Genomic DNA, 26,770 nt, shown 5'->3' with positions numbered 1-26,770 from the left:
CGCCAGCGTTCGTCCTGAGCCAGGATCAAACTCTCCAAAGAATTTGATATAGCTCTTAAATTGACGAAGCTTGCGCTTCATTCAAAAATGGTAAAACTTATTTTTGCCTCATCGTTCAGTTTTCAAAGTTCGTCTGCCGCTCTTGGCGACTAAATGATAATAACATTTAATTCTTTTTGATGTCAACAACTTTTTTGTTTATTCAACGTTTGTCGCTGGCAACAGAGATAACTATATCACCTGCATTTTAATCTTGCAAGCATTATTCTAAAAAAACTTTTAATTCTTTTTTTCGCATCATCCAAAGTTCAAACCCCAACTTCTTGAAGGAAGAATAAATCACTATAAAGAATACACCTATATCTAATAACGACTATAAACCTATAAGGAGCCCTTCATGATGAAATCTGATCTACAGCGTCCTAAGAAACGTTCACCGCTCAGAATACGGTCCGGTACCCAAGTATATACGTTAAAGAGACGACTTGAATGGATGACGGATAAACGAAAATATGTTTCAAAACGAAATCCTGACCCGATGCCATATCTGATCCATACACACCGCACTCCTCTATATCGCCAACTCCGAGATGTCGACATGGAAGTTCAGCATAACAAGGTAACAAATCTGAAGATCGCCATCGCAAAACTGAACGGCTCTATTTTAACTCCAAACGATGTCCTCTCTTATTGGAAGATGATCGGTAAGCCGACGAAACGTAAAGGATACGTCGACGGAATGATTCTTCATTACGGAAAAGTCACTTCAGGAATCGGTGGTGGTCTATGCCAGCTGTCCAATCTAATCTATTGGATCACCTTACATAGCCCATTGACCGTAACCGAACGTTATCGTCACAGCTACGATGTGTTCCCAGATTACCGACGGGATCAACCTTTCGGGAGTGGTGCGACGTGTTCTTACAATTATCTCGACTTACAAATTACAAACCAAACGTCACAAACGTATCAACTTCTTCTATATATAGAAGGAGATCATTTAGTCGGTGAGTGGCGTTCGAACATCCCAAATAAAGAACAGTATCGTATATATGAAGAAAATCATCACTTCACTCGCGAATGGTGGGGCGGGACGATTCGACATAACCAGATTTTTAGAGAAGTCACTTCAATGAATGGTATACATCTTCGAAACGAGTTCATCACAGAAAATCATGCGATCACGATGTACGACCCATTCCTTCCTGAAAATACTGCATACAAAAAAGCCGACTCATCATAAAAGAGCCGGCTTTTCAAATGAACTTATGCGTGTGGCAAGAACATGAAGTATGCCAAGAAGATGACTAGCATTCCATACATGATTGGATGAATTTCTTTCGTCTTCCCTTTCGCAATCATCATGAGTGGGTAAAGGATAAACCCAAGCCCAATTCCCGTTGCGATTGATGACGTCAATGGCATCATGATAATCGTCAAGAATGCAGGAACTGCAATCTCAATCTTTTTCCAATCGATATCAAGAAGGGCCGAAGCCATGAGCACTCCAACGATGATGAGTGCAGGCGCTGTGACTGGCGCCGTCACGACTGCCAATAATGGCGAGAAGAACAACGCTAACCCGAAGAACAATCCTGCGAAGACGGCAGTCAACCCTGTGCGTCCACCAGCAGCGACACCTGCTGATGACTCAACATATGAAGTCGCTGTAGATGTTCCGAAGATTGCACCTGCCACCGTTGCAGTCGAGTCAGCTAACAACGCTTTACTTGCACGTGGCACTTTGTTTTCTTTCATAATTCCTGCTTGACGCGCTACCGCGACGAGCGTTCCCGCTGTATCAAAGAAATCGATGAAGAAGAACGTCAAGATTACAACGAGCATTTGAAGCGTGAAGACATCACCGAAGTTGATGAATGCTTGACCGAACGTTGACGACATACTCGGTGGCATGGATACAACGTCTGAGATTGCTGTCGGAGTCGGCACGAGACCGAAAATCATCCCGACGATTGCAGTCAACAGCATCCCGATGAAAATACCACCTTTTACGTCTCGCGCCATGAGCAAGGCGCTAACCACAAGACCAAATACCGCAAGTAATGTCGTACCCGTTCCAAGTGAACCAAGACTGACGAGTGTCGCTTCGTTCGCAACAACGATGCCTGCGTTTTTCAAACCGATGAACGCGATGAAGAAACCAATCCCTGCAGCAACCGCCATTTTGAGCGGAGCTGGAATCGCGTTGACAATCGTTTCGCGAATTCCTGAGAGCGTCAATACGATAAAGAAGAGACCTGATACGAGTACACCCGATAAAGCCGTTTGCCACGGTACACCCATCCCAATGACGACACTATATGCGAAGAACGCGTTGAGGCCCATGCCCGGCGCAATCGCAATTGGGTAGTTCGCGAGAAGTCCCATCGTCAATGAACCGACCACTGCGACAAGACCTGTCGCCACGAAGACCGCCCCTGTATCCATACCCGCTGCCCCAAGGATGTTCGGGTTAACGAACAGAATGTACGCCATTGCGAGGAATGTTGTGAATCCCGCGATCAGTTCCGTGCGAACACTCGTGCCGAGTGCCGTGAGTTGGAAGTAACGATCGATCCGACTCGTTGTTGATGGTTGTTGCTGTTCTTGCTTGAGCTGTGTGCTCATTTGTTTTCCTCCTTGTACTCGCCGTAAAACGAGAAAAGGCCCCCGGCAAATGACCGAGGACCCCACGCGAAACATACGAGGGTATACACCCTCATCTATGTCTCGCCGTAGTGAAATCATTTAAGGTGATTTCGTAGAGACTCTCGGGCCATATCCCCGACATTATACGGCAAAATATTTTATAATTGTTCGGTTATAATAAGAACGTTCTTATCGTATCAGCGTGAAAATAGAATGTCAACTAAATTTACGGATTTTACATCGATAAAAATCGTTAATGTTCGGATTTAAAGCAAAACAGAGGGGGTTTCCCTCTGTTCATCTTATTCCCATTCGATTGTTGCAGGCGGCTTAGACGTAATGTCATACAGCACACGGTTGACGTGGCTGACTTCATTTACAATTCGGACAGAGATTTTCTCAAGTACATCCCATGGAATGCGCGCCCAATCAGACGTCATCCCATCAATTGATGTAACGGCACGAACGCCAACTGCATAGTCGTACGTACGCTCGTCACCCATGACTCCGACCGAGCGAATCGGTGTGAGCACCGTGAAGTATTGCCAGATGTCTCGTTCAAGACCCGCCTTCTTCACTTCGTCGCGTAAAATCGCATCGGATTCACGTACGATTTCTAACTTCTCTTCCGTGATTTCACCGAGGACACGAATTCCGAGACCTGGACCTGGGAACGGTTGGCGCCAAACGATATAGTCAGGAAGACCGAGCTCTGTACCGAGTGCACGGACTTCGTCTTTAAAGAGCGTGTTGAGTGGTTCGATCAACGTGAAGTTCATATCTTCTGGCAATCCACCGACGTTATGGTGTGATTTGATTGTTTGTGCTGTGTCTGTCCCACTCTCGATGATGTCTGTGTAGAGCGTCCCCTGTGCGAGGAAGTCCATATCGACGAGTTTCGATGCTTCTTCATCAAATACGTAGATAAACTCGTTTCCGATAATCTTACGTTTTTGCTCAGGGTCTGAGACACCAGCCAATTTCGTCAAGAAACGCTCTTGTGCATCAATTTTAATGACCTTCATGTTGAATCCGTCTGCGAACGTCTTCATGACGCTATCCGCTTCTCCTTTACGAAGGAGACCATGATCCACGAACATACAAGTCAATTGATCACCAATCGCGCGATGAACGAGTGCCGCCACGACAGAAGAATCTACGCCACCTGAAAGGGCACAGAGCACTTGCTTGTCGCCAACGATTTCACGAATTTTCTCCACTTCGAGATCGATAAAGTTTTCCATCGACCATTCGCCTTTGGCACCACATACTTCATAGATGAAGTTTTTCAAGATGTCGTTTCCGTACTCCGAGTGACGAACCTCTGGATGGTACTGGACGCCATACATTTTCAACTCATCGTTTTTGATTGAAGCGACCGGGCAAGATGGGTTCGTCCCATCGACGATAAATCCTTCCGGTGCTTCCATGACGAGGTCACCGTGGCTCATCCATACTGTATGTTCGACTGGAAGCCCGTTGTAAATCGCTGATGCTTCCGGCGTCGAGAACAATGTCGCTTTTCCGTATTCACGATGAGCGGCACGTTCTACACGACCACCGAAGTGATGTGTCATGAGTTGCATCCCGTAGCAAATTCCGAAGATTGGAATACCTAGTTCAAAAATCTCTGGATCACAACGATATGCACCTTCCGCGTATACGCTGTTCGGTCCACCCGAGAAGATGATGCCGATCGGGTTCAATTCGCGAATCTCCGCTGCCGTCATCTTATGTGAATGCAACTCACTGTATACGCCAAGGTCACGGACACGACGTGTGATCAACTGGTTATACTGACCACCAAAATCAAGCACCAAAATCATTTCTTGTTCTACCTTCACGAAATCTCCACCTTTCTGCCTTCTCCTCAAAAAAAGGACGCGCCTCTCCCCCAGATTCACCCAAACCGAAGAAGAAGCACGCCCTTTTCTTTGTATACGAAACGTGCTCCTTCATAGTCGGTCCATTTACGGTGGTCCGGTAGAGACTCTCGCGCCAATTCACGAGTATATACGAAGGAATGCCATGTTCAATTATCTAACTAATGCGTCTATCTTACTTGATGCACCCCGTCACTTCAACTCATAATTCGACGAATCATGATTTTCCAATATTCTTTATATTTTGAATTCGGCTCTTGTTCCGCATACACTGCTTGTTCAAACAGAGCTGTTAAGCGGGTCATGTCATTTGTTTCATAATAGGCGTCCACTTCTTTGGCAAGTTCCGAAGGCGTCCGACCATCGATTTTAAATCCGTTTGCGCGCAGTCGCTTCATCAAGTATCGATGCATCGAGACGAGACTTCCATCCGTGAGCGGGCGACTCATCCACCATACATACATGACTTGCCGTTCAATCACCTTCCGATTCCAAATCAGAATCGCCACAAGGAAAAGAATGACGATCCAGCCCCATACTGGGATACTCCGACTTTCTTCCTGGACATCGCCTGTTGTGACGTCATCAATCAACAAATCTTCTTGAAGACGGTTTTGCGTGTTGCCATCCGAATTTGCTTGCGGGTCGTTCGTAGCTGGCGTGTTATCTTCCGTATCCGTCTCCCGCTCCATTTGAAGTAAGTTAGCATCCGAGAAACTGATCGTTGCCTCTAATGGTACCCAACCCGCACCCTCTATGAAATATTCGACCCATGAGTGAGCGTGGCGATTTCGAATCGTGTATTCTTCTTCACCTTGAACGACTCCACGTGCATCCCCCATCGTAAATCCTTTCACCCAGCGTGTCGGAATCCCGTTTGCCCGTAGCAACACGGCAGCAGATGTGGAGAAGTTATCACAATATCCGATTTGTGTATCGAATAGGAATTGGTCGACGTAATCTGTATCCCCTTCTGGTTGGGCAACATTTTCCGTGTCGTATTGAAATTCTCCGTTTCGGAAATATGCTTCCACGGCATTTGCTTTTTCATTCGGCGTTTCACTGTCCGCCGTGATTTCCGTTGCCAAGTCACGTACCCGATCTGGTAATGCGTCCGGAAGTTGTAAATAGACTTGCTTTTCCTCATCTGTGAGGGAGCTCACTTCTTCATTTAATGCGAGCTGTTCTTCAGAAAATGCAGGAACACTGTATCGAAGTTGAATCGTTCGAGGTGTCGCCTGCCCCTCATTTTCAAAGACAATTTTCCCGGAAGGTTGCATCGTGATCGTTTCATTCGGGAATGCCTGCTCGATATCACCGACACGGAATTCGGTTCCTGATTCTGTTTCTGTCGCTTGCGGATATTCACCACCGTATGGCACAAAAGTCTGGCGGCGATCAAAACGTAACAGCGCCTGTTCAGGGGTCGTATCCACATCCGAGTCAACTAACTGTCCGCGATTATAATTAGAGTCCAACACCGGTGCCTCGACCCACCCTTTTCCTGTGTAGATGGCTTTGGACTCGATGCGCCAATAACGGGCCGGAACCCCTCGTGCGATAAAGACAATTCCATCGTCCTGTTCAAACGGACCACCTAACGCCTCATCGTTCACACCGTATCCGACTCGCCCCGGTCCACTCCCCTCTCCTTCCGTCGTCGCATTCCGGAAACTCGTCGTTATTCGGTCAGACCAATCACCTTCGAGCGTTGGGGATGCACTTGCGAGCGCAACAACTACGCTGAGAAGCAAACCGATACTGACGAACCGTACTAGTGATTGACTCGGTCGTTTCGCTAAATCGGTGACAAACAACAACAAGAGCGATGTGATGATCGCATACAAGATGTTTCGTTCTCCGTCATAAAGCGTCCAGGTGTCAAAGTAAGCCATGACACCAAGTGTCGACACAATCATGCCGAGTGCAAATCCATAACTCGGATAGGTTCTTCCGACTAGTACGGCGAATAGAAGACCAATGAGTGCCATAGCAGAAAAGAAAATGGCCTCGTTCGGTAAGTTCCCGCTCACCACCCCCATCAAATCCTGCATCCAAATCCCAAACCAGTCGACGATACTTCCGTGATAGAAGTACAGGACGATCAAGAAGTTCAAAAGAGAAATTCCAAGAAAAGCACTCCATGTCAGAAGACTAGCGAACATTGGCACAATCAATAAAAAATAAAACGGCCAATCGGAATCAAACGTCGTACTACCGACAATCGGCTCAATCCAGAAAGACAAAAGATAGGCAGCGAGCGCTGTATAGAGGATTCGTGTCACCCATGTCTTCATGCCGTCACCTCTCTTACTGCCGTATACAGATGATAACTTCCTTGCGTCTCATGCATGAGTTCACGAATTGAGTTCGTTTCAAACGGGCTGATTAAAATAATATCCCCGGTCTGTTGCGGTAGATTCCGCTTGACCCGCTCCACGAGACGCCCTTCCGCTTCCGGTGTTGCGGTGAGCAGGTAATGACCAACCTCTGCACTTTGATCCGGAAGATGGAACAAGCGCACTTGTTCTTCAATCACGTATAACTCAAATGGTAAATTTTTTCGTTCTAACTGACGAATCGCCCCAACAAGCAAGGACAAGGAACGTTCGAACGCTTCTTCATACTCTGCCGAAGCGGCAGGGACAAACACGAGAGAGAGTTTCTTCTCTTGTTCTTGGTCAAACGTTTTTGTCATCAAATTCCCCCGGCGTGCGGATGCTTTCCAGTCAATCCGTCCGATTCGATCTCCCGCCGCATATTCTCGAACTCCACTCGTCGTATTCGCCACTTCCGTATACGTGCGTGTTTGACGATATTGTTCACCACGTCCACCGATGTGTTCATCCCGTGGTAAGTCAAAAGGAAGTTCTGCGGGAGACACTTCGACAACGGTTTCGATCCGTAACGTCCTTTTACGGTCGAACAAACCAAATACATCACGCACGTGGAGAATCGTCCGGTCAAAGACATGAATCCCCCGCTTGATCGCATCGACATCATAGTGAACGACTTCGGCACGTCGAAAGAAACGGTCAACCGGAACGATTATGGTTTTGTGCTCATTAATTAGCCGCTGCGGCAATCGTTCTTCTAATGTGACCATTCCGATCAAGAAGGGATATTTTCGTTCGATTCGTAACTCGACATCCATCGATTGACCGGACACAAGTCGTTTCGTTGTCACACGACGCGATACGTTTGCGGCCGTCACGGGATAAATCATGAAGAGCGTCCAGTAGACGGTCAGCACGACGAACGACCACCATAACGTGGATGCGACGATACTACCTTCAATTCGGGCAAATGCGTACAATCCGAATGCCGCCGCCCATACAACGAACAGCTTCATCCAGTTTTTCATACTTCATTGACCTCTCGATCCATCGGGACAGGTAACGTGTCGAGCCAATCTTGAATCAATTGATTTGGCGTCTTTCCTTTATACCGTGCTTCCGCCGTCAACAAGACACGATGTCCGAGAACACTCGTCGCCATCGCTTTGACATCATCCGGCAACACAAAATCACGATTGTGAATATAGGCCCACGCTTGTGAGGCTTTCATCAATGCCAGAGTAGCCCTTGGACTTCCTCCTAAATACGTATGTGGGTCTTTCCGCGACTCATGTACCAAACGTACGATATATTGTTTGACCGCACTCGATACATGAACCTCCCTTACTTCACGCTGCATCAGTTCGACTTCTTGTTTCGTGATGACGCTATGAAGTGTTTCGAGTGGCTCCTCTTTTTCAAAGCGTGATAAGAGTGCAATCTCTTCATTGAACGTTGGATAGCCCATTTCGATTTTGAGTAAGAAACGGTCTAGCTGCGCTTCCGGCAACGGGTATGTTCCTTCATGTTCAATCGGGTTCTGTGTCGCCATGACGAAAAATGGTGACGGTAGCACCTTCAACTCTCCGTCCACTGTCACACTTCGCTCAGCCATCGCTTCTAATAATGCCGACTGTGTCTTTGGTGAAGTCCGGTTGATTTCATCTGCCAAGATGATATTCCCCATGAGTGGACCAGGACGATATTCAAACTCTCTCGTTTTTTGGTTATACATCGAAATCCCAGTCAAGTCAGATGGCAACATGTCAGGGGTAAATTGAATACGTTTAAAATCTAAGTCGATGGCTCGACTAAACGTACGAACGAGCATGGTTTTCCCCACACCCGGTACATCCTCAAGTAAGATATGCCCTCCTGCCAATAAGGCAGTGAGACTTTTGGCGATGACTTCTTCTTTTCCGACAATGACGGTTTCAATAGCGGTGATAATCGATTGGACAGTTGGACGGTACATGACGGACTCCCCTTTTTCTCTGATCTAGGATGACTGAAAGTTAGAATGTTCTGACTTTATTGTGACATAAGCGAGTAGCGGAATGAAAGAAATACCGCACACAAATACGCTCCCTCTTTCTTTACCCAAAAAACGTGTCCATTCTTTAGAAAGAACGGACACGTTTATCGATTATTCCGGACGTTTCACATCGAAAAGTTCACCGAGTGTCGCATAGCTGTTACCAGCCATCCGACTGACTGGAGCCAACCGTTTCGCATCGATACGTCCATGCACATATAATTCCCGATCGATATGAAAACGCACGATCCGCGCAATCAGTAAATCTGCAGTCACTTCTCCATCGTGTTCGATTGGTAAATGGTGATGAAGCACGCACTCGAATCGGATCTTCGCTTCTTTAATCCCGGGTGTCGCAATCACGTCACTCGGTTGAAGCGTGAAGTTCGTTCGTGCTAATTCACTCTCATCTTCTGCCAAATTCGCAGCGGTCTCATTCACGTCAAGAACGTTTGTCTCATCCACCACATGAATCACCAACTCATTCGTATGCAACGCGTTTCGTGCAGTGTCTTTCATCACACCATTTTTTCGTTGGACGGAGATGGAGACGAGCGGTGGGTTCGAAGCCACTACATTAAAATAACTGAACGGGGCTGCATTAATCACGTCGCCATGTTGTGTCGTCACGAAGGCAATCGGCCTTGGTACAATGCTCCCAATCAAAAATTTATACGTATCACGTTCGGTCAAAGCCGACGGTTCGATGGATAACATGTACTCACACTCCTCATTTTTATCTTAAATTCAAGATAATATCTTTCATGAATAATGTCAACGTCGAGAAGATTGACACGTATATATTTTAGCAAATACGGGTAAATCGCTTTATGTGTCATATTGGCACATCGCATAAGCAAATTGTTTCATTTTCCTTTCCCCTTTTCATAAAATGCAGGGCAAGGAAGAGGTAGCCGATCGGTTTTTTATGTTCAAGGAAGGAAGTAGAAAGAATGATCAGCAAGTGGATTGAACAACTGAACAGTCGTCAAATACTCAGTATTTTATATAGTGTATGTGGATTCAGTCTCGTTTTGACCTTGATTGGAGCTTGGTTCGTGAGAGATGGGAATGTCTCAACTGCCGAGCTCACGGCCCTCCGATGGATTTGGATGATTGGACTAGTCATGTTCATCAGCGCCATTTTATTGATTGGTCGTCCGCTCATCAATCGGATGGCAAACCAGAACAGCAGACTGAAAGCGAAGAAAGAAAAACTTGAATATGTATTAAATGAATCAAAGCTAAATGAAATGAATCTTCAACACCGAAATGAGTTGATTGAAGTGTTAGCTTCGAAAGAATCACTCTTCGACTACTCTTCTGTGATTGAAAAAATTGTCTTACTCACAAAATCTGAATTTGGCGCCCTTCTCCTCACGAAAGACGGTGAAATCACATCAGTCGTACCAAAGGAGATGACAGAAGACCAACAAGAAAGTTTAAAGAAGGAGTCACTCTTGTTAAAACGAGTGATGATTTCAAAATTACCTGCAGCAACTTCTAAACGCGTCGTCGATGCGTTACACACGTATCCGTATTATATCTATGAAACGGTCATTCCGATTATGGACCCGTCAGACAATAGTCTCATCGGTTGTTTGTATTTGGCTCGTTACGATGAGCAGTATGATGCAAGTGAAAAGTCAGAGTTGAACGCGTTCGCGAGTCAACTTGCCATCTCGCTTCTTCGGATGCAGCTTTATCGTCAGATGAAACAGGATCGAAAAGAGACCGCACAATTGATTAACTCGGTGCGTGAGGCGATTTTATACGTCAACTATGAGGACGACACGATTGTAGGTAACCGCGCCTTCATCCGTATGTTTGATGACCTTCACTTTGATTACAAAGGATATGAAGAACTATCAGCCATCGACATCAATATCGAACAGCTAGCAGAGCGGGTCGATCAACAAGAGCAATTCGTTCGTTACTTCGAACGTGTTTTCGCACAAGACACACCGGAAGACGGACTCACCATTTCGATTGACCAAGGAGACTGCTTCATCCAGCTCTATGCGGAAAGCGTCTATCGTGACCGTCGACTTCGCGGAACGATGCTCGTCTTACGTGACGTCACAGCCGAGACGGAAGTAGATCGTATGAAATCCGAACTCGTATCGACCGTTTCTCACGAACTCCGAACACCCCTTTCGTCTATCTATGGATTTACCGAGCTCATGCTGTCGCGTGATTTGAAAGAAAATCGACGAGAGCTCTATTTAAAAACGATTCATGACGAGGCGAAACGACTGTCTTATCTCGTCAATGATTTCTTGGATCTACAAAAAATGGAGTCAGGAAAACAAACATTCGAATGGGAACCTGTCGATTTGTATCAACTCGTGTCCGATAGCGTTACCTTTTATCAAGAAACGACCGACCAACACGAGTTATTCATCGATGCTGATTCTGAACAAGATTTCACCATTGATGCAGATTTAGAAGGGATGCGGCAATTGCTTGGCAACCTATTGAGCAATGCCATTAAATATTCGCCGGATGGTGGGAATATCCTTGTATCGCTCGAGCGCGTAGATGAAGAAGTCGTCATGAAAGTGAGAGACCATGGTATGGGAATCCCAAGCGCCTCGCTCCCACACCTTTTCGGTAAATTTTATCGCGTCGATAATTCAGACCGCCGAAAAATCGGAGGAACCGGTCTCGGTCTCGCCATTTGTAAAGAGATTGCCAAAGCACATGATGGACAACTCCATGTAGAGTCCGTTTACGGGGAAGGAAGTACATTCATCTGTGAACTGCCAACTTCGAAAGAACACATCATGCAATAACACGGTCTTCACGACCGTGTTATTTTTGACTCTTTTTAACAAGGTAAGCAGGAATCACTTTACAAAATATAGAAAGGAAAGAGAGCGATTTATCTGAAACAATGGGGATATACCTATTCATTTATTTTTGCGCGTATTAAACTGAAAACAAGATATACTGAATATAAAGAGATGCTAGGATCGGAGGTCTTGCCATTGGATTATCGTGACCCACCCTTTTCAGAAATTGGAGATTTTAATCAATGGGGACGTTTTGAGATTGACGTTCCTCAAATAGGCGAACAAGCAAAGTTTCAGGCCGCCGCTTCTTTGATTCGAAAACATATTCCATTACGGCTTGGGGGATTTTACATCATAGCGAGCGAGGAAGAAATTTTGCACAGCGGCTCACACGATGGAAATCTTCAAAAACACTTGATTCATTTATTGCAGCAAGTCCTGAACGGTCATATAGAAGATGAACGCCTGACTCAAGAGCACGTCTGGACTGTGCACTATTTTACGACACCATAAAAAAGAACTCGATTTAAGTTCCTTCACTTATCTCGAGTTCTTTTTTATTTACTCCCAACGAGACATCATTGAGATCGTTTTTTCATAATATTCCGTTGCAAGTTTGTATTTCCCTGTGTTCCTTAATTCTCTAGATAACCATAGTGCATATTTATGTGTGTAGTATTCATCATAAGCTTCGAAATAATCCACTGCTCTTTTCAAACTGTTGATCAATTCATTTTGATTAAACTTTTTATACTTACTTACATAAATATCGAAATGATAGTCGAACTCAATTAATTCATCTTTACTCCCTTTTAGTTCATAACCAACCTCTAACCACTCCATAATACCTTCAACATTATTTTGAGCGACACTCACTTCAAGTAAAGACATGACACTATAGAGTTTACTTTTCGCTCCTTCTTTAACGTTGAAGCTATCAAGAAAATATTTTTGAGCTTTTTCTTGGTCACCAATTAAAAAATAGATATCTCCCATGTTGTTATAAAGCATTCCATAGTAATCGTTTAAATTCGCTTTATCCGCTACTTTGGCTGCTTTTTCATAATGTTCTAATGCAATTGTGTATCGTTTTCGTCGTTTGAATGATAAACCAATAATCATGTGTGATTCGATGATTCGTTCAAGGCAAAAATTCTCTTGAAAATATTCAAGTGCCGGCTTTACATAATCAATTGCTTGCGAATAATCTGTGAATCGATGATACAACGCACCCATTACATAACGCATATCTGCTTTTTCCCAATCAGGAAGACCTGAATTCATCATGTCTTTCCCTACTTTTTCTAACAAATTAACGGTTGTTTCGCGATCAGCAGACTGATATAAGAACATATAAATACACTGTATCAAATCGTATCGCAAACGATCATCACTCGATAGTTGATCTTTAATCCAACCCACTTCAATTAAATATTGAACATTGCCACCTGGCGTGATTCCGAATCGAGCCAATGTGATTAACAACGTAATATACAACTCTTTTGATTGTAGGACGACAGGATTTGTTTGAAACTTTTCAATTCGTTTAAAATACTTCTCTTCTTGCCGAGATAACAATGCTTCCTTCAAAGTATCTCGTATCTCCTTCTTCGTTTGATCGATTTTTTCACTAAAATCGTAGTAAAGCGGAACATCTAATTCCAGTCTGTCAAAAATCAATTCTAAAACTTCATCACTAGGTGTCGTTTGATTATTTTCAATTTTACTTAAATATGAAATCGAACAAATTCCTCTTGCAAGCACAGACTGCTTCATATTTTTCCGCATACGTTCTACTTTTATCAAGTTCCCAAAATTATATTCCATATCAAGCAGTAGCCCCTTCGAACTAAAATGGTCGATTTTTTTAAAAAAAATTAGTCTTTTTGTCACGCATATAGGAAACTAACCTCAAATAATCTGTCTAAATAGGCACTTTTTGAAGGAAGTTTCCCAACTGAATCATCCCCTTTTATAAATGATGACATGATAATATTGAACTAGTAAAAAGAACTTCTACAAATTACCTAGTTAATTTTTACTAAATCGTACTTTCATTTTTTATCGTAAACACGGGGGTGGAAATGACAAATGGGAAAACTAAGTTTCTTACTTGCTGAAGACTACATTAAGCCTAAAATTTATTTCAAGTCAAAGCAAGCTCCAACCTTAAATACAAAATACACATCTGAAGATTATAAGAATTTTGTAGGCTTGGAACACCTAACTCAGTTGTTATGTTCTCCTAAAGGTTTCATTGTAAACGCTTTTCAAATTGATTACTATCAATCCTTACCAAGACTTATCGCTAGATCGTTACAGCAGAGCCATTCTTTTAAAAAACTTTACATTCTAGGTCCTGAGCTCTCTCTTTCTATTTTGAAACGAAGTACCAAAACCGCATATGAAAAGCACTTGCTTGATTATGAATATATTAATGTAGAACAAAATCCTGAATTTGTCACAAATCAATGCATTACCTTGCTAGAAGAAGGACATATTCTATATATCCTTCCGGAGACATCTGTTTGCTGGAAGCCAAGTTTACTGGGCGAATCAGATAAAATGTCTCATTCTTTCTGTAGCACATTATTAAGTCAACAAGTAGGTGTGTCAATTTTAGCAACCGCTTTAGAGAATGAATCTGGAAAGGTGACTATTTTTCCAGCAGACACACCCGATTCATACTCAGGCGATATTGAAACAAAAATTCATCAACAATCCGAAACGCTTTATTGCTTGTATGATTCATTAAACACTAAAGAATAAACAAGCCATTGGTAAATGATTTACGTATTGAACACATAAATTCACTATATGATGGAGGTTTTATTAATGAAGAAAGTAACAGGAGTATTATTTATCGCTACAGCAGTTTTACTTTTAGGAAGTTCTGTCAGACCATTAGTTGACGATATGCCTCGTATCGTCAAAATAAATGAGCCCGTCAAACTTCAGGTTGATGATATGCCTCGTATCGTCAAAGTGAATGAACCTATCAAACTATTTGTTGATGATATGCCTCGCATTGTTAAAGTAGATGAGCCTACCAAACTATTCGTCGATGATATGCCTCGCATCGTTAAAGTAGACGAACCAATTAAGCTATTTGTTGATGATATGCCCCGCATTGTATAACCCATTTTTAAAAAGACGCCTCGTGCGTCTTTTTTTGTTTTTGAAAAAAAGATAAATGAATTATATATTTCCCTCCATTTTTTCCTTTTTACTTATATAATGAACAGGGACAACTTAGATGCACTCTCATATGCCGCCCTTGTCGCTAGTTTAATGAATAAAGGAGCTTGAACATTGAATGAATCAAAATCGTCATGGAGCTTAAAGCTATTTTTAAGTTCTTCGCTTGTATTATCCGGGACAGCGATCGTCCCATTCCACTTGGATTCATCTGGAATCCAATCAACCGTCGCTGAGGCCGCTTCAACTTACACGACAACCGCCAACTTAAACCTCCGATTAAGTGCCGCAACATGGAGCCCTGTTCTCTTAACAATCCCGTCCGGCTCTAGCGTGACTTATGTCAGTACATATGGTTCATGGTATAAAGTCAGTTACGGAGGAAAAACCGGTTATGTTTCCTCTCAATACGTGAACGTCTCGAGTACTTCAAATTATTATAAAACAACAGATCGGTTAAACATGAGACTCACTGCTGCTTCCTGGAGTGATGTCGTCACCGTCATTCCTGCCGATGCTACCGTCAAATATGTCAGTCGCTATGGCTCATGGTATAAGGTCACGTTTAACGGGAAGACCGGTTATGTCGCATCGGACTATTTAACACCGACTAGCGCCCCCGTCCCACCGTCAGACTATTATAAAACGACAGCAAACTTAAATATGCGTTTAAGTGCCGCTTCTTGGAGTGATGTCGTCACGACGATTCCTTCTGGCGCAACCGTTCAGTATGTGAGCCGCTACGGCTCATGGTATAAAGTCACTTATAACGGGAAAACCGGTTATGTCGCATCAGATTATTTATCGGCTACTTCAGCTCCGGTGACACCATCATCTTATTATGAGACGACGGTCAACCTAAACATGAGACTCAGCGCCGCTTCTTGGAGCGATGTCTTGACGGTCATTCCGGCTGGATCGGTTGTCAAATATGTCAGCCGTTACGATTCTTGGTACAAAGTCACCTATAACGGAAAAACCGGTTATGTCGCCTCCGAATACCTCAAACCGACGACAGTCACAACACCGACCGATACGAACGGAACCGGTAAAACGGTTGTCATCGATGCTGGGCATGGCGGAAATGACTCCGGTGCCACGTACGGTTCCGTTTACGAGAAAGTGATTGTACTTGATATCGCCCAGCGACTTGCGAGCGTATTATCGAATACGTATGATTACAATGTGAAATTGACACGTTCAAACGATACTTATATTTCGTTAGCAGATCGCGTTTCTCTGAGTAAATCCTACAAGTCTGATGTCTTTGTCAGTCTTCATGCGAACTCCTCTGTATATAACACTGCAAATGGACATGAGGTACTCGTACCAACGTCAGAGAGTTATACGACTAACCCTTACGTCTCTGCTAGCCGTACCCTTGGCTCAACCATCAACAAAGAGATTGCTTCGCGAATCTCGACGATTCAAAATCGTGGCGTGAAATATCAGAACGTATACGTAGTCGGGAAAAACATCGCCCCGTCTACACTCGTGGAGTATGGATTTATTAGTAACTCTAGTGACCGTTCTTACTTATTAAGTACGACATATCGTCAGCGCATGGCTGAAGCGACTGCTTCTGGTATTCATCAATTCATGCGTGCATACTACTAAAAATAAGGAACTTAGCACTCAGGCTAAGTTCCTTATTTCATGTCTTTTAGATCGATTCGCCAAATCATGTGCGGTGCACCGGGTCCCCAATAATGTTCGAGGACAAGGGTCGGTGCCCCCAATCGTTTTTGCCAATACGTTTGCGCACTTGGAAATCCTGCATCTAAATAGAAGACATGTCTTTTTTGTGCAAGCATTTCACGTCGCATTTCGGATAATACATACTGTCCTACGCCTTGTCGCTGCATGTCTGGAGTCACGTACACACTCCCTAATTCAATCGCATCGCGTTCTAGCTCCAGATGTCCCGAGATAATCTCATTCGGAGGTAATAACGCTCCCGCTCCGACAATGGTCCCATCCTCTTCCACGACGTACAGGTGAACCGTATCATCATCGAAATGATCCTGAATCGTCGTATTCAGACGCGCCACTTCTTCATCGAGTAAATCAGCATCTTCAAAACGCTCTCGTCGAATCAACTCACTCAAACTCTCCATGAATAAGCGCTGCAAAGATTTCACGTCTGATTGTTCGAGTGCACGAAAATTCAAGACGTCCACTTCCTTTTCTTTTTTTGTTCTACTCTTTACCCTCGCGCAAACGTCGCGTAACACTCGGATACGAGGGAAGCATTTCTTCAAGTGGCTCATAATTTAACTTCCCGTACGTCTTCCATATGACGATAATCGCTGCCGTCCATAAGATAATCGTCAAGTGAATAAACCCGATCGGATAACCACCTTCCGCTTCAAATCCGACCATCACGAGCATCACATTGAACATCGTGTGCATCAAAAAAGCAGACCACAAATTACGCGACGAGCCATTGTATACCCAAGTGATGAGGATCGTATAGGCCATCACGGCTAACCCGTACGCCCAAAACGGCAAGTTTCTCTGTCCTGTTCCAATCATAAAGAAGAGCGGAACGTGCCAAAGTGTCCAAACGATGCCTAATGTCAAACTGGCCCAGAGCGGGGCGAGTCTTGACTGCAACGCATCGAGTAAGTAGCCGCGCCATCCATACTCTTCTTGCAACGTCCCACCGAGAAACAACATGTAGAGGAAATAAGGGACAACCCACCATGGTTCGCGAACGATTAAGGCACCACTTCGATCTGTCCACCAGTAGGCAACAAGAAATAAGAACGGAATCAATACGAATGGAATCGCATATGTTTTCCAACTCATTTTAAACTGAATGCTCGTTCGAAGCAGGTGTTTGACTCCCGCCCCACCTCGAAGTCGATACATCGTCAAAATACCGGAAATGCTAGGTCCAAACGCCCCCAAGATGACGATGGCCATGATGGGTAAATCGGTCCACCAATAAAGACTCATCCAAACTACCCATGAATAGCCGAATGCAATCAATAAAAAGAAAAGAATGAATTTGTTTTTATACATTGTCAGCACCCCTTCAGCAATCTAGTACCCGTTATTTGATGCGAAGAATAACATTTGAATTTTTTATATGTAATTTTAAGTGTTCCGCATATAATGAAGTGATGAATGGATTAAATAACCCTATGAGGTATCGACACTATGGAACAGATTAGCACGCATGTAACGAGTCACAATGTATTTTTGATGATGCTCGCATTCTTCATTGCCAGCGTTTCTGCCTTGATGGCGCTTGAATTAGCGAAACGGGTCAAAGGAGGTTTGACATCGTCTCATCGTATTTGGATTTTGTTTGGAGGTACCACGTTAGGTCTTGGGATTTGGTCCATGCATTTTGTAGCCATGCTCGGTCACGCTTCCTTACATGAAAGCACCTATTCCATCTGGCTCATTATCGGATCGATGATTCCGGCAATCGCTGGATGCATTCTGTCGTTTGGTTTGATTTCTCGCAAGACGACATGGATGTCCTTACTGCAATCTTCCGGTTTGATGGGGTTTGGAATCGTCAGCATGCATTATATTGGCATGAAATCCATCCAAGGTGTTCAATTGGACTTTGATCCCTCATGGGTATTGATATCCATCGGCATCGCATGGGGCGCTTCCTTCCTCGCCTTATGGGTTGGTTTCTTTTCGTCCTACGCTACGGCACGGACATCCTTGCCCGTGAAACTGATGTTCTCTCTTTTGATGGGAACAGCCATCTTCAGTATGCATCTTACCGGAATGCAAGCAACAACCATTATTCCGGATGCTTCACCCGTGAGCCGAGTCCCGATTGACCCGACCTTACTCGCATGGCTCGTCACAAGCATCGTGTTTCTTTTGTTCGGGATGTACTTGATCGCCTATACGCTAGACCGCCAAATTCAAAAACGAGATCTCTTCCAAACGACGATTTTAGAGTCGACAACGGATGCAGTGGTGACGACGACAAGTGACGGTGAAATCCAATATCAAAATCAAGCGTTCGCTCACTTATTCGAGGGATATGCGACAGAACCTTTTTTTCAAGATTATCACCCTTTATTATCGGTTCAACAGCCGTTCCACCAGCCAATACAGATTGAAACGCATCAACGCACGTTAGAAGTGACGTCTTATCCACTTCAAAATGACTCGAACAACCAAATCCTCTGGTTCATCCGGGATGTGACCAAAACGGTCGCTTCCCAGCGTCTGATTGAACATATGGCCTTTCACGATGCGTTGACCGATTTACCGAATCGTCATAAACTCGATTCCCTCTTACAAGAGAGCATCTCACAGGAGCGCTCGGTCGCCTGTTTATACATCGATGTGAACCGTTGGCGTTTCCTAAGCGATATCCTTGGGCACCACGGAGCGGATGAGTTAATTATTCAAGTCGCCGAACGTCTCAAATACACGATTCATACGGACGACGTGTTGACACGAATCGGCCCATCCGAGTTTATCATCTTACTGTTCGCGCAACGTAGTTCACTGGCTCACCAAAAAGCAGAGAAATGTATCAAGGAGATTTCATCTACGTTCGATGTAGATGGAACGACACTCGAATTGACGATGAGTGCGGGAATCAGTCATTACCCGAAAGATACACATTCCCCGAATGAATTGATTCAATTCGCTCGTTTGGCTGCCCATGAGTCCAAACGTGACGGGAAGAACAAAATTAAGACGTTTGAAGAGTCGTCTCGTCCTCAAATTTTACGTCATATCGAGATAGAAAAAGCGCTCGTTACCGCATTGAGTAAAGATGAACTCACACTCGTCTATCAACCAAAAATTGATTTGAAGCGGAATCGATTAGAAGGCGTGGAAGCGTTACTGCGATGGCAACATCCGAAAATCGGAAAGATTGCCCCGTCTGACTTTATTCCGATTGCAGAAAACACTGGATTGATTCATTTAATCGGCAATTGGGTCATTCGGGAAGGCTGTCGTACTTGGGTACGTTGGCAACGTAGCGGAATTCGTCCTTTTACGCTATCCCTAAACGTCTCCCCGCTCCAATTCGCGCGAGAAGACTTTGTCGATAAGCTCCAGTCCATTCTATTAGAGACAGGGATGAACCCGATGTATCTCGAGTTGGAAGTGACGGAGTCATCGAAGCTATCATATGAGGCCTCGACTCGTAACAAACTGACACAGTTGCATCAACTCGGGATTCTCATCGCTCTCGATGATTTCGGGACAGGTTATTCTTCGTTCAGTCAACTTCGGGAACTTCCTGTGCAAGTATTAAAAATCGATCGGTCGTTTATCGAGAACCTGTTCACCGACCGCAATCAAGAGGCCATCGTCCGCTCGATGATTCAACTCGGTCACAACCTTGGCATGAAAGTTCTGATGGAAGGCGTGGAAACGTCCGCTCAACTCGAATGGTTACTCAATGAATCCTGTGATTACGTACAAGGTTTCTATTTCAGTCACCCCTTGCATGAGACAGACGTGCCGTTTCATGTAAAAGAGACGACTACCTATCTCGAGTTCGGGAAGCACTAAAAAACCGCTTCTGTCAAATTGACAGAAGCGGTTTTTGGTTATGACACACGTTCTTTCTCTTCTTCACGAATCAAATGATATTGATCGAGAATCAATTGCGTCAATGTATCGCTCTCATGGAGCTGCAAATATTTTTCAATCGTTGAGGAAATCCCGTGCTCCTCGATCGACAAGTTGAGTTCTGACGATTCCGAATCCTCCGGGTTGTAGTAATGAAGGGCTGCTGCAATCCCGTAAGCGAGTTCGTTTGGCTCGATGCCGTTATCCATCAATTCACGTGCCGGCTTGACAAGACGGTCGCTCGGTCCCAGTTTACGAATCGGTGAACGCGCCACACGCGACACTTCATCCTTCAATTTCGGGTTTTCAAATCGCTTGATGATCTTTTGAATGTATCGGCTATGCTCTTTCGCCTCGAATCCGTATTTCTCAAGCAATAACCAACCTGTCTCATATAATGCACCTTGAACGACTTGACGTACACGGCGATCTTGTAGCGCTTCGTCAATCGTCGCCTTCCCGAACAACGAACCGATGTAAGAGGCGATCGCGTGTCCCGTATTGACCGTGAATAATTTCCGTTCGATATACGGACCAATCTCCTCGACCCATGTCACGCCTTGAATCGGTGGTTGTTCGGTCAGCCCTTGTGTCTCGATGACCCATTCGTGGAACGTCTCGACTTCCACGTAAAGCGGATCCTCATGTTGTTGTAGCGGGACGATACGGTCGACAGCCGCGTTCGGGAAGAACACATTCGCTTCCCCGACACCACCACATGACTCTACTTCTTGACGAAGAATCGCACTACCACCAATCATGTTCTCACATGCGATGACATAGACCGGTGCATCCTCGACTTCACGCGCACGGAGACCTTCACTGATCAATGGCGCTACTTTTGAAAGAAGTGATGGTCCGACAGCCGTCGTCACGAGATCTGCTTCTGCGATCAAGTCCACGACACGAGCTGGTTCTTTCAAACTGTTGACACCCCGTACCCGGTCAACGACGACACGATCGACGCCGTCTTCTGCGAATCCGACCTCATAATGACGTTTTGCCTCAAGCGCTTCGATGACCGTATCATTGATGTCGACAAACGTCACCTCGTAACCGCTTTGGTTGAGCAACAATCCGATAAAGCCTCGTCCGATATTTCCTGCCCCAAAATGAACAGCTTTCATTTACGCCACCTCTTCCATGAAGAGCGCCAAGATTTCTTCTTTCGTCTTCGCTTGTACAAGACGCTCTACATTGCTTTCGTCCGAGCAGAGAATCGCGATTTGCGAAAGGAGCTCTAAATGTTCATCATTCACGCCTGCAATTCCGATGACGAGTTTAGCCGTCTGTCCACCAAAGTCGACACCGTCCGGTACTTGTAGGAACGAGATTCCCGTCTTCTGAACCGCTGATTTCGCTGCTTCTGTACCGTGTGGAATGGCGACGTGATTTCCGATATAGACGTTTGCGATCGCTTGACGTTCATGCATCGCTTCAACATACTCCGGCGTCACACAGCCGGCGTCTTGTAGGACGGCTCCGGCTGCTGTGATCGCTTCCTCTGTCGTTGCAAATGATTGGTTAAGTCGAATCATCTCTGTTTGAATGAATGGCATTTTAATTTCCTCCTAATGGCTAAACCGTGTCTCTATCTGTTCTGAGTTCAAGAAATTTTGCTGCGTTCCGCTTTAATTTCTTCTACCAATTGGTCGTAGTAGTCGGCGTTCAAGAAGTTTGTGACCGAACGATGAATCGCATTCGGTGCTTGTGCTTCCGCACGCTCTGTTAAGTCTTCGTGCGTGATGACAAACTGAGCATCTTTCGGCAAGTTGCTGATGGACGTGTTCGTCACTTTGATCGGCAAGTTCGCTTTGTTGACCTTGTTCCGGAGAACCGATGCTCCCATGGCACTCGATCCCATCCCAGCGTCACAAGCGAAGATGATGTGGTCCACTTTATCAAGACGATCTGTCACGAGAGCCGATGCGTAAGACTGCTTGCCTTTCATCGCACTCACGTTTTGCGTCGCTTCTTCGAGTGATACGTCCTCTGCTGCGCTCGATTTCAAGATGACACTCGCCACAGCGAACGTGACCGCTGCTGACAAGAGAATCCCTGCCACGAGTCCGAGATATGAACCGCGTGATGCCATCGCGAGAATGGCGAAGATACTACCTGGTGAAGCCGGTGCGACGAGACCGACATCAAAGAGTACGAACGTGAAAATCCCTGTTGCGCCCCCTGCGATCATCGCAAGAATTAAGACTGGCTTCATCAACACGTATGGGAAGTAAATCTCGTGAATCCCACCGAGGAAGTGAATGATAGCTGCACCTGGTGCCGTACGTTTCGCTGCACCTTTGGCGAAGAACATATATGCAAGAAGTAATCCAAGACCTGGCCCTGGGTTGGCTTCAAGTAAGAAGAGAACTGATTTTCCAGCATCTGCGACTTGATCGACACCAAGCGGGCTCAAGATTCCGTGGTTGATGGCGTTGTTTAAGAAGAGAACTTTTGCTGGTTCGATGAAAAGACTTGCGACCGGAAGCAATTTCGCTCCGACAATCCAGTCAACACCTGCCGCCATCACTTTATCGAGTGCGCTCATGATCGGGCCGAAGATTTCGAATCCTCCAAGCATGAGAAGACCACCGATGATTCCAACTGAGAAGTTGTTGACGAGCATTTCAAATCCTGCTTTAACTTTGCCTTCAAGGGCACGGTCGACTTGGCGGATAACATAACCACCGAGTGGACCCATGATCATCGCACCGAGGAACATCGGAATGTCTGTTCCGACGATGACACCCATCGTGGCGAGTGCCCCGACGACACCGCCTCGTACGTCGTGAAGTAATTTACCACCTGTGAAACCAATGAGTAATGGTAAGAGATATGTGATCGTTGGACCAACGAGTTCTGCTAAGTTTTCGTTTGGCCACCATCCTGTCGGAATGAAGAGTGCTGTAATAATCCCCCAGGCAATGAAGGCACCGATGTTCGGCATGACCATCCCACTGAGGAAACTACCGAATCGTTGAACTTTGACTCGGACCCCGCCCGAGCTCGCTTGCGTATTCGCCATGTATAAAACCTCCAGTCTTTTAAATGTGAAAGGTTGAATGTGTAGTGTAGCTAACCGGTTTGTGCTCTACACCCATATTGTATGTCTAGAGTAAGCGCTTTCTCAATTCAATCCAGTTCACACTTTGGCAACATTTTGTGCCAAATAAAAAAATGACCATGGTTCGGTCATTTTTCGTACAACGTCTCGTGAATCATTTTCTTCATGCATTCGTGAAGCAGTAGACGAAGGTCTTCTTTTGTTCCCGTGCTGTATAGACGCATATGCTCCTCACTCTCAATGAGTGATCCACTGATCGCACTCAAGAACTGAAGCTCGACATCCCGTGCCTCTTCCGGTGCCAGAAGCACAAGAAGACGTGTTACGGGTTCGGTCGACTGATCCATCATAAGGAGCGGAATCGATGTCGTTAAATCAAACGCGAACACACTCGCCTTCTCAATCGAGGCATGTCGTCCGTGGAACAATGCCAGTTTCGTACCCGGCACCCCAAGACCCGCGACTTCGTGACGACGAAGCAGTTGGGCAGAGAGCTGAATCCCGCTTTGTACGAGATCACGTTCTTCTAAATGTGTACCGATATCAAGCAAGATATCTTCTAAACGGTCCGTATTGTTAAGTGTGACCAAATCAAACTGTTCATCCATACGTTCAAACGTCTCCACGAGTTCCCCAAGTTCGGCAAAATCAAGCATCGTTGAACGAGGCTTCGTTGCGAGCGTTTGGAATGATTGCGGTAATGACAACAAGAGATGGCGGACGCGTTGCACTTCTTCACTCGTCAACAGCGGATTGACGATTAACGTCGGCACCGCTAGCGGTGGCAACGGTACGGTCGACAAGATGACATCATATTCTTCTAGTCGGTGCTGTTCGAGTCCAAAAAGTGATGAGTTGACGACGTCTTGCATCTCCGGAAACTCTTGACGGACTCGATTGACGAGCATCTTCGACGAACCAAGTCCGGCCGAACAGACGACGAGCGCCCGATATTCACGACGGCGCACCGGTTTGACGAGTGCTGCCGCAAAGTGCATCGCCCAAAAGACCGTCTCTTCTTCGGAGAACGTATTCGTCCCAAAGACGATGTCGGCAGCCTGTTGAATGGCCGAACGAAGTCCCGGGTAGTCGCGGTCGATATGCGGCTTGACCGTACTTGTTTCCGGAAGCGCCTGCGTATTCATACTCGAGAGAATGTGTGCGAGCAGTCCTCGTTCGAGAGCCGCGTCATCCGTAAACGTAAACCCATAGATGAGGGAGACGTGATGAATCAATTTATGCACGCGAATCTGCATGATCCAGCGTTCTTCCTCGTCTTCTTTCATCTGATCTTTAATCGAGCGCAGACGGTTCGCTTCCTCAGCGAACCAGACTCGTTCCGCCATCGAGTAAGTGATACCGAGTGCCTTTTCCATATCTGTGGCGACTTTCAAATAGTCCTCGGACCGTCCTTTTGTATACATTTCTAAAAAGAATCCGGCCGCTAACCGCTCTTGTTGCACCCCGTAAGCGAACGTGACCCGCATGATGGTGCGGTCATCCATCCGCTCAAACGAGTGCGATTTTAAATAATCATAGCCGTCTCGAAGCCCTTCTAGCATTTCTTCACATGGTACAGTCTTCAAAAAGGCTGGAATATAGTCATCTTCCCCACGGACGAAGCGATAGAATGCGAGCGTGTCCCAATGGGCAAGCAGCGCGTTGATGAGTAGCTTACGTTTCTCGGACTCATAGCCAAGTACTCTTGCTCCGACTCCTTTTTTCCGCTCAACTTCTAAATGATACTCTTCAAACCATCGATCTAACTTCTCCAAGTCTTGTGTCAACGTGCTCGGCGAGACGTGCATCTGTTTGGCGACCGCCTGTAATTTGAGCGTATCGTTCTCAAATAAGAGACGCCACGCGAGCTCAAATAAGCGGTCCTCGCTCGTCGGGATCGCTTCTGCGGATAAAATGAGGTCTTCTCGTAATTGCTGCTTCGCAGACGGTTTGCCAACCAGGCTCAGTCCATGCCCACGTTGCCAAGCGAGCTCGAGCTCGAACTCTTTTAAGATGCCTTCAAGTAATTGTCGTTCCCGTTGAATCGTTCGCTCAGACAAATTCACCGCCTGCGCGATTTCGGCGAGCGGTGTCGATGTCTCGGTTGCCAATAAGTGTAGTAAAATCGAACGCTCTCGTGCGCTCCACTCATGTCTCATGCTCATCCATCCATTCTTCGACAAGTAGTCGGTATTCCTCGAGCGACAGGAGTTGTCGGACTGACCGGACACGTGCGGTTGGATGGGTGACCGAGGTCGCCCCTTCCTGATAGAGAATCAAATCCACCTCGTTTGGGATGTTTTGAATCGTTCCGTGCGTAATCGTACATGACAAGCGCCCCTCGCTTGCCTGTGCGAACAACTTCGCTGCCATTGCACTTGTCACAAACCCGCTATGGCAAGCAATGTATACGTTCATGTCAGCCCTTCTTTCGTCGCTTATCTTTATCTAATCATAAGTTGGAACCGCTTACTTCTCCTACTATTTTGCTTGTTGGCAAAGATATCGGCAAGGAGTAAAAAGGTTATGTCTACGTCACTAGACTCACTCCTTTATAAGGAGCTAAAGTCTTCGTGAAAGTATTCATCTATGGTTTAATCGACAGTTCATTAAAGATATACTTTTAGATTAAAACATCTATTCTTGTAATGAATTGTATTATAATTTATTACATCTTGTATTTACAGAGAGGGATGGACAGAATTGCCTAACTTCAATTGGGAACATTTAAACCACTTACAGCTTGGAAGATATGCAGAATACTATGCAAAAATGGAATTCGCATCTTACGGATGTGACGTCTATACATCAGAGGTAGACGATCACGGGGTTGATTTTGTCATCAAAGATTCTAATAATCGCTTTTGTGAGATTCAAGTAAAAGCAATTCGTAATTCAGGATATGTTTTTATGCAAAAAAGTAAATTCGATCTCACGACTCCAAATCTTTATTTGATACTTCTGCTATTCAATCAAGCCGCACATCCTGAACTTTATCTAATCCCCAACAGCGCTTGGTTAGCCCCCAATGAATTATTTGTTGATCGGGACTATGACAAACCCGGACAAAAGAGTAAACCAGAGTACGGATTAAATCTTTCAAAAAAGAACCAATCCTTACTTGAACACTATCGATTCGATACAATGATTCAATCCTTTATTTTAAAACAATCCGAAGGAACCAGTTAAAAAACTGCACTCTGTATGTTGAAAATGTCCAACAAACAAAGCGC

22 protein-coding genes and 2 riboswitches are annotated in these 26,770 nt (G+C 45.2%); of the genes, 8 read left to right on the top strand and 14 right to left on the bottom strand.

The window, feature by feature from the left end; genetic code table 11:
- Positions 1 to 397: 397 nt before the first annotated feature.
- Positions 398 to 1,243 carry a VanW family protein gene (locus KNO90_RS13850; protein WP_215113873.1) on the top strand — a complete coding sequence of 282 codons (846 nt, stop codon included), beginning with the start codon at positions 398 to 400 and terminating at the stop codon, positions 1,241 to 1,243.
- 23 nt (positions 1,244 to 1,266) lie between these two features.
- Here KNO90_RS13850 and KNO90_RS13845 read toward each other — a convergent pair whose 3' ends face one another.
- The 6 genes from KNO90_RS13845 to KNO90_RS13820 form a co-directional block, all read right to left on the bottom strand.
- Positions 1,267 to 2,628 carry an NCS2 family permease gene (locus KNO90_RS13845; protein WP_251127485.1) on the bottom strand — a complete coding sequence of 454 codons (1,362 nt, stop codon included), beginning with the start codon at positions 2,626 to 2,628 and terminating at the stop codon, positions 1,267 to 1,269.
- Positions 2,629 to 2,716: 88 nt separating this feature from the next.
- Positions 2,717 to 2,818, bottom strand: a riboswitch (purine riboswitch).
- A 133-nt stretch (positions 2,819 to 2,951) separates the two neighbouring features.
- A complete protein-coding gene (gene guaA, locus KNO90_RS13840; protein ID WP_251127488.1) occupies positions 2,952 to 4,475 on the bottom strand; it encodes a glutamine-hydrolyzing GMP synthase in 1,524 nt (507 codons plus the stop codon).
- A 112-nt stretch (positions 4,476 to 4,587) separates the two neighbouring features.
- Positions 4,588 to 4,688, bottom strand: a riboswitch (purine riboswitch).
- 41 nt (positions 4,689 to 4,729) lie between these two features.
- On the bottom strand, positions 4,730 to 6,829 hold the full coding sequence (locus tag KNO90_RS13835) for a transglutaminase domain-containing protein (protein ID WP_214742900.1): 2,100 nt from the start codon (positions 6,827 to 6,829) through the stop codon (positions 4,730 to 4,732).
- Entirely contained in the window at positions 6,826 to 7,896 is a 1,071-nt protein-coding gene (locus tag KNO90_RS13830) for a DUF58 domain-containing protein (protein ID WP_214742901.1), read from the bottom strand. Before KNO90_RS13830 ends, KNO90_RS13835 begins: the two co-directional genes overlap by 4 nt.
- The gene (locus KNO90_RS13825; RefSeq protein ID WP_214742902.1) at positions 7,893 to 8,843 is read right to left on the bottom strand and encodes an AAA family ATPase; all 951 of its coding nucleotides are present in this window, start codon (positions 8,841 to 8,843) and stop codon (positions 7,893 to 7,895) included. Before KNO90_RS13825 ends, KNO90_RS13830 begins: the two co-directional genes overlap by 4 nt.
- Positions 8,844 to 9,014: 171 nt before the next feature.
- The gene (locus KNO90_RS13820) at positions 9,015 to 9,620 is read right to left on the bottom strand and encodes a flavin reductase family protein (protein ID WP_214742903.1); all 606 of its coding nucleotides are present in this window, start codon (positions 9,618 to 9,620) and stop codon (positions 9,015 to 9,017) included.
- A gap of 236 nt (positions 9,621 to 9,856) precedes the next feature.
- Between KNO90_RS13820 and KNO90_RS13815 the strand changes: the two genes are divergently transcribed.
- Entirely contained in the window at positions 9,857 to 11,698 is a 1,842-nt protein-coding gene (locus KNO90_RS13815) for an ATP-binding protein (protein ID WP_215113872.1), read from the top strand.
- Positions 11,699 to 11,893: 195 nt separating this feature from the next.
- Positions 11,894 to 12,211 carry a hypothetical protein gene (locus KNO90_RS13810; protein ID WP_214742905.1) on the top strand — a complete coding sequence of 106 codons (318 nt, stop codon included), beginning with the start codon at positions 11,894 to 11,896 and terminating at the stop codon, positions 12,209 to 12,211.
- 48 nt (positions 12,212 to 12,259) lie between these two features.
- Here KNO90_RS13810 and KNO90_RS13805 read toward each other — a convergent pair whose 3' ends face one another.
- Positions 12,260 to 13,525: a tetratricopeptide repeat protein gene (locus tag KNO90_RS13805; RefSeq protein ID WP_214742906.1), complete on the bottom strand. Its 1,266-nt coding sequence runs from the start codon at positions 13,523 to 13,525 to the stop codon at positions 12,260 to 12,262.
- A 264-nt stretch (positions 13,526 to 13,789) separates the two neighbouring features.
- On the opposite strand from KNO90_RS13805, the gene KNO90_RS13800 reads away from it, so the two are divergent.
- From KNO90_RS13800 to KNO90_RS13790, 3 genes are all read left to right on the top strand, one after another.
- Positions 13,790 to 14,467, top strand: a complete 678-nt coding sequence (locus tag KNO90_RS13800) for a hypothetical protein (RefSeq protein WP_215113871.1) — start codon at positions 13,790 to 13,792, stop codon at positions 14,465 to 14,467.
- 66 nt (positions 14,468 to 14,533) lie between these two features.
- Complete coding sequence (locus KNO90_RS13795; protein ID WP_214742908.1) at positions 14,534 to 14,836, top strand: hypothetical protein; 303 nt, start codon at positions 14,534 to 14,536, stop codon at positions 14,834 to 14,836.
- Positions 14,837 to 15,010: 174 nt separating this feature from the next.
- Positions 15,011 to 16,513, top strand: coding sequence for an N-acetylmuramoyl-L-alanine amidase family protein (locus KNO90_RS13790; protein ID WP_214742909.1), 1,503 nt, complete (start codon positions 15,011 to 15,013; stop codon positions 16,511 to 16,513).
- 32 nt (positions 16,514 to 16,545) lie between these two features.
- Here the strand turns inward: KNO90_RS13790 and KNO90_RS13785 are convergent, their stop codons facing one another.
- Together KNO90_RS13785 and KNO90_RS13780 are read right to left on the bottom strand one after the other, a co-directional pair.
- Positions 16,546 to 17,067: a GNAT family N-acetyltransferase gene (locus KNO90_RS13785; RefSeq protein WP_215113870.1), complete on the bottom strand. Its 522-nt coding sequence runs from the start codon at positions 17,065 to 17,067 to the stop codon at positions 16,546 to 16,548.
- Positions 17,068 to 17,095: 28 nt separating this feature from the next.
- Entirely contained in the window at positions 17,096 to 17,923 is an 828-nt protein-coding gene (locus KNO90_RS13780; protein ID WP_215113869.1) for a type II CAAX endopeptidase family protein, read from the bottom strand.
- 138 nt (positions 17,924 to 18,061) lie between these two features.
- Here KNO90_RS13780 and KNO90_RS13775 point away from each other — a divergent pair, with 138 nt between their 5' ends.
- Positions 18,062 to 20,410 carry a bifunctional diguanylate cyclase/phosphodiesterase gene (locus tag KNO90_RS13775; RefSeq protein ID WP_215113868.1) on the top strand — a complete coding sequence of 783 codons (2,349 nt, stop codon included), beginning with the start codon at positions 18,062 to 18,064 and terminating at the stop codon, positions 20,408 to 20,410.
- Positions 20,411 to 20,448: 38 nt separating this feature from the next.
- Here KNO90_RS13775 and KNO90_RS13770 read toward each other — a convergent pair whose 3' ends face one another.
- From KNO90_RS13770 to KNO90_RS13750, 5 genes are all read right to left on the bottom strand, one after another.
- A complete protein-coding gene (locus KNO90_RS13770) occupies positions 20,449 to 21,597 on the bottom strand; it encodes a mannitol-1-phosphate 5-dehydrogenase (protein ID WP_215113867.1) in 1,149 nt (382 codons plus the stop codon).
- Positions 21,598 to 22,029: a PTS mannitol transporter subunit IIA gene (locus tag KNO90_RS13765; protein WP_214780044.1), complete on the bottom strand. Its 432-nt coding sequence runs from the start codon at positions 22,027 to 22,029 to the stop codon at positions 21,598 to 21,600.
- Positions 22,030 to 22,076: 47 nt separating this feature from the next.
- Positions 22,077 to 23,498, bottom strand: coding sequence for a PTS mannitol transporter subunit IIBC (locus KNO90_RS13760; RefSeq protein ID WP_215113866.1), 1,422 nt, complete (start codon positions 23,496 to 23,498; stop codon positions 22,077 to 22,079).
- Between the two features lie 167 nt (positions 23,499 to 23,665).
- Complete coding sequence (locus tag KNO90_RS13755; protein ID WP_215113865.1) at positions 23,666 to 25,696, bottom strand: BglG family transcription antiterminator; 2,031 nt, start codon at positions 25,694 to 25,696, stop codon at positions 23,666 to 23,668.
- Positions 25,686 to 25,955, bottom strand: coding sequence for a PTS sugar transporter subunit IIB (locus KNO90_RS13750; protein ID WP_214742917.1), 270 nt, complete (start codon positions 25,953 to 25,955; stop codon positions 25,686 to 25,688). The genes KNO90_RS13755 and KNO90_RS13750 overlap by 11 nt, the downstream gene beginning before the upstream one ends.
- A gap of 285 nt (positions 25,956 to 26,240) precedes the next feature.
- Between KNO90_RS13750 and KNO90_RS13745 the strand changes: the two genes are divergently transcribed.
- Entirely contained in the window at positions 26,241 to 26,726 is a 486-nt protein-coding gene (locus KNO90_RS13745; RefSeq protein WP_214742918.1) for a DUF4365 domain-containing protein, read from the top strand.
- The last annotated feature ends 44 nt before the right edge of the window (positions 26,727 to 26,770 follow it).

The sequence above is a fragment of the Exiguobacterium sp. s63 genome, from assembly GCF_018617335.1.
Classification (GTDB): Bacteria; Bacillota; Bacilli; order Exiguobacteriales; family Exiguobacteriaceae; genus Exiguobacterium.
Note: the sequence above shows the minus strand (reverse complement) of the source record. Positions and strands in the feature narration are given on the sequence as shown.

Bases quoted from the DNA above. Each gene is read 5' to 3' on its own strand.
- KNO90_RS13825 (WP_214742902.1), bottom strand. From the start codon at position 8,843: ATGTACCGTCCAACTGTCCAATCGATTATCACCGCTATTGAAACCGTC.
- KNO90_RS13755 (WP_215113865.1), bottom strand. From the start codon at position 25,696: ATGAGACATGAGTGGAGCGCACGAGAGCGTTCGATTTTACTACACTTA.
- guaA (WP_251127488.1), bottom strand. From the start codon at position 4,475: ATGATTTTGGTGCTTGATTTTGGTGGTCAGTATAACCAGTTGATCACA.
- KNO90_RS13780 (WP_215113869.1), bottom strand. From the start codon at position 17,923: ATGTATAAAAACAAATTCATTCTTTTCTTTTTATTGATTGCATTCGGC.
- KNO90_RS13760 (WP_215113866.1), bottom strand. From the start codon at position 23,498: ATGGCGAATACGCAAGCGAGCTCGGGCGGGGTCCGAGTCAAAGTTCAA.
- KNO90_RS13805 (WP_214742906.1), bottom strand. From the start codon at position 13,525: ATGGAATATAATTTTGGGAACTTGATAAAAGTAGAACGTATGCGGAAA.
- KNO90_RS13845 (WP_251127485.1), bottom strand. From the start codon at position 2,628: ATGAGCACACAGCTCAAGCAAGAACAGCAACAACCATCAACAACGAGT.
- KNO90_RS13750 (WP_214742917.1), bottom strand. From the start codon at position 25,955: ATGAACGTATACATTGCTTGCCATAGCGGGTTTGTGACAAGTGCAATG.
- KNO90_RS13835 (WP_214742900.1), bottom strand. From the start codon at position 6,829: ATGAAGACATGGGTGACACGAATCCTCTATACAGCGCTCGCTGCCTAT.
- KNO90_RS13770 (WP_215113867.1), bottom strand. From the start codon at position 21,597: ATGAAAGCTGTTCATTTTGGGGCAGGAAATATCGGACGAGGCTTTATC.
- KNO90_RS13850 (WP_215113873.1), top strand. From the start codon at position 398: ATGATGAAATCTGATCTACAGCGTCCTAAGAAACGTTCACCGCTCAGA.
- KNO90_RS13800 (WP_215113871.1), top strand. From the start codon at position 13,790: ATGGGAAAACTAAGTTTCTTACTTGCTGAAGACTACATTAAGCCTAAA.
- KNO90_RS13765 (WP_214780044.1), bottom strand. From the start codon at position 22,029: ATGCCATTCATTCAAACAGAGATGATTCGACTTAACCAATCATTTGCA.
- KNO90_RS13775 (WP_215113868.1), top strand. From the start codon at position 18,062: ATGGAACAGATTAGCACGCATGTAACGAGTCACAATGTATTTTTGATG.
- KNO90_RS13820 (WP_214742903.1), bottom strand. From the start codon at position 9,620: ATGTTATCCATCGAACCGTCGGCTTTGACCGAACGTGATACGTATAAA.
- KNO90_RS13795 (WP_214742908.1), top strand. From the start codon at position 14,534: ATGAAGAAAGTAACAGGAGTATTATTTATCGCTACAGCAGTTTTACTT.
- KNO90_RS13830 (WP_214742901.1), bottom strand. From the start codon at position 7,896: ATGAAAAACTGGATGAAGCTGTTCGTTGTATGGGCGGCGGCATTCGGA.
- KNO90_RS13815 (WP_215113872.1), top strand. From the start codon at position 9,857: ATGATCAGCAAGTGGATTGAACAACTGAACAGTCGTCAAATACTCAGT.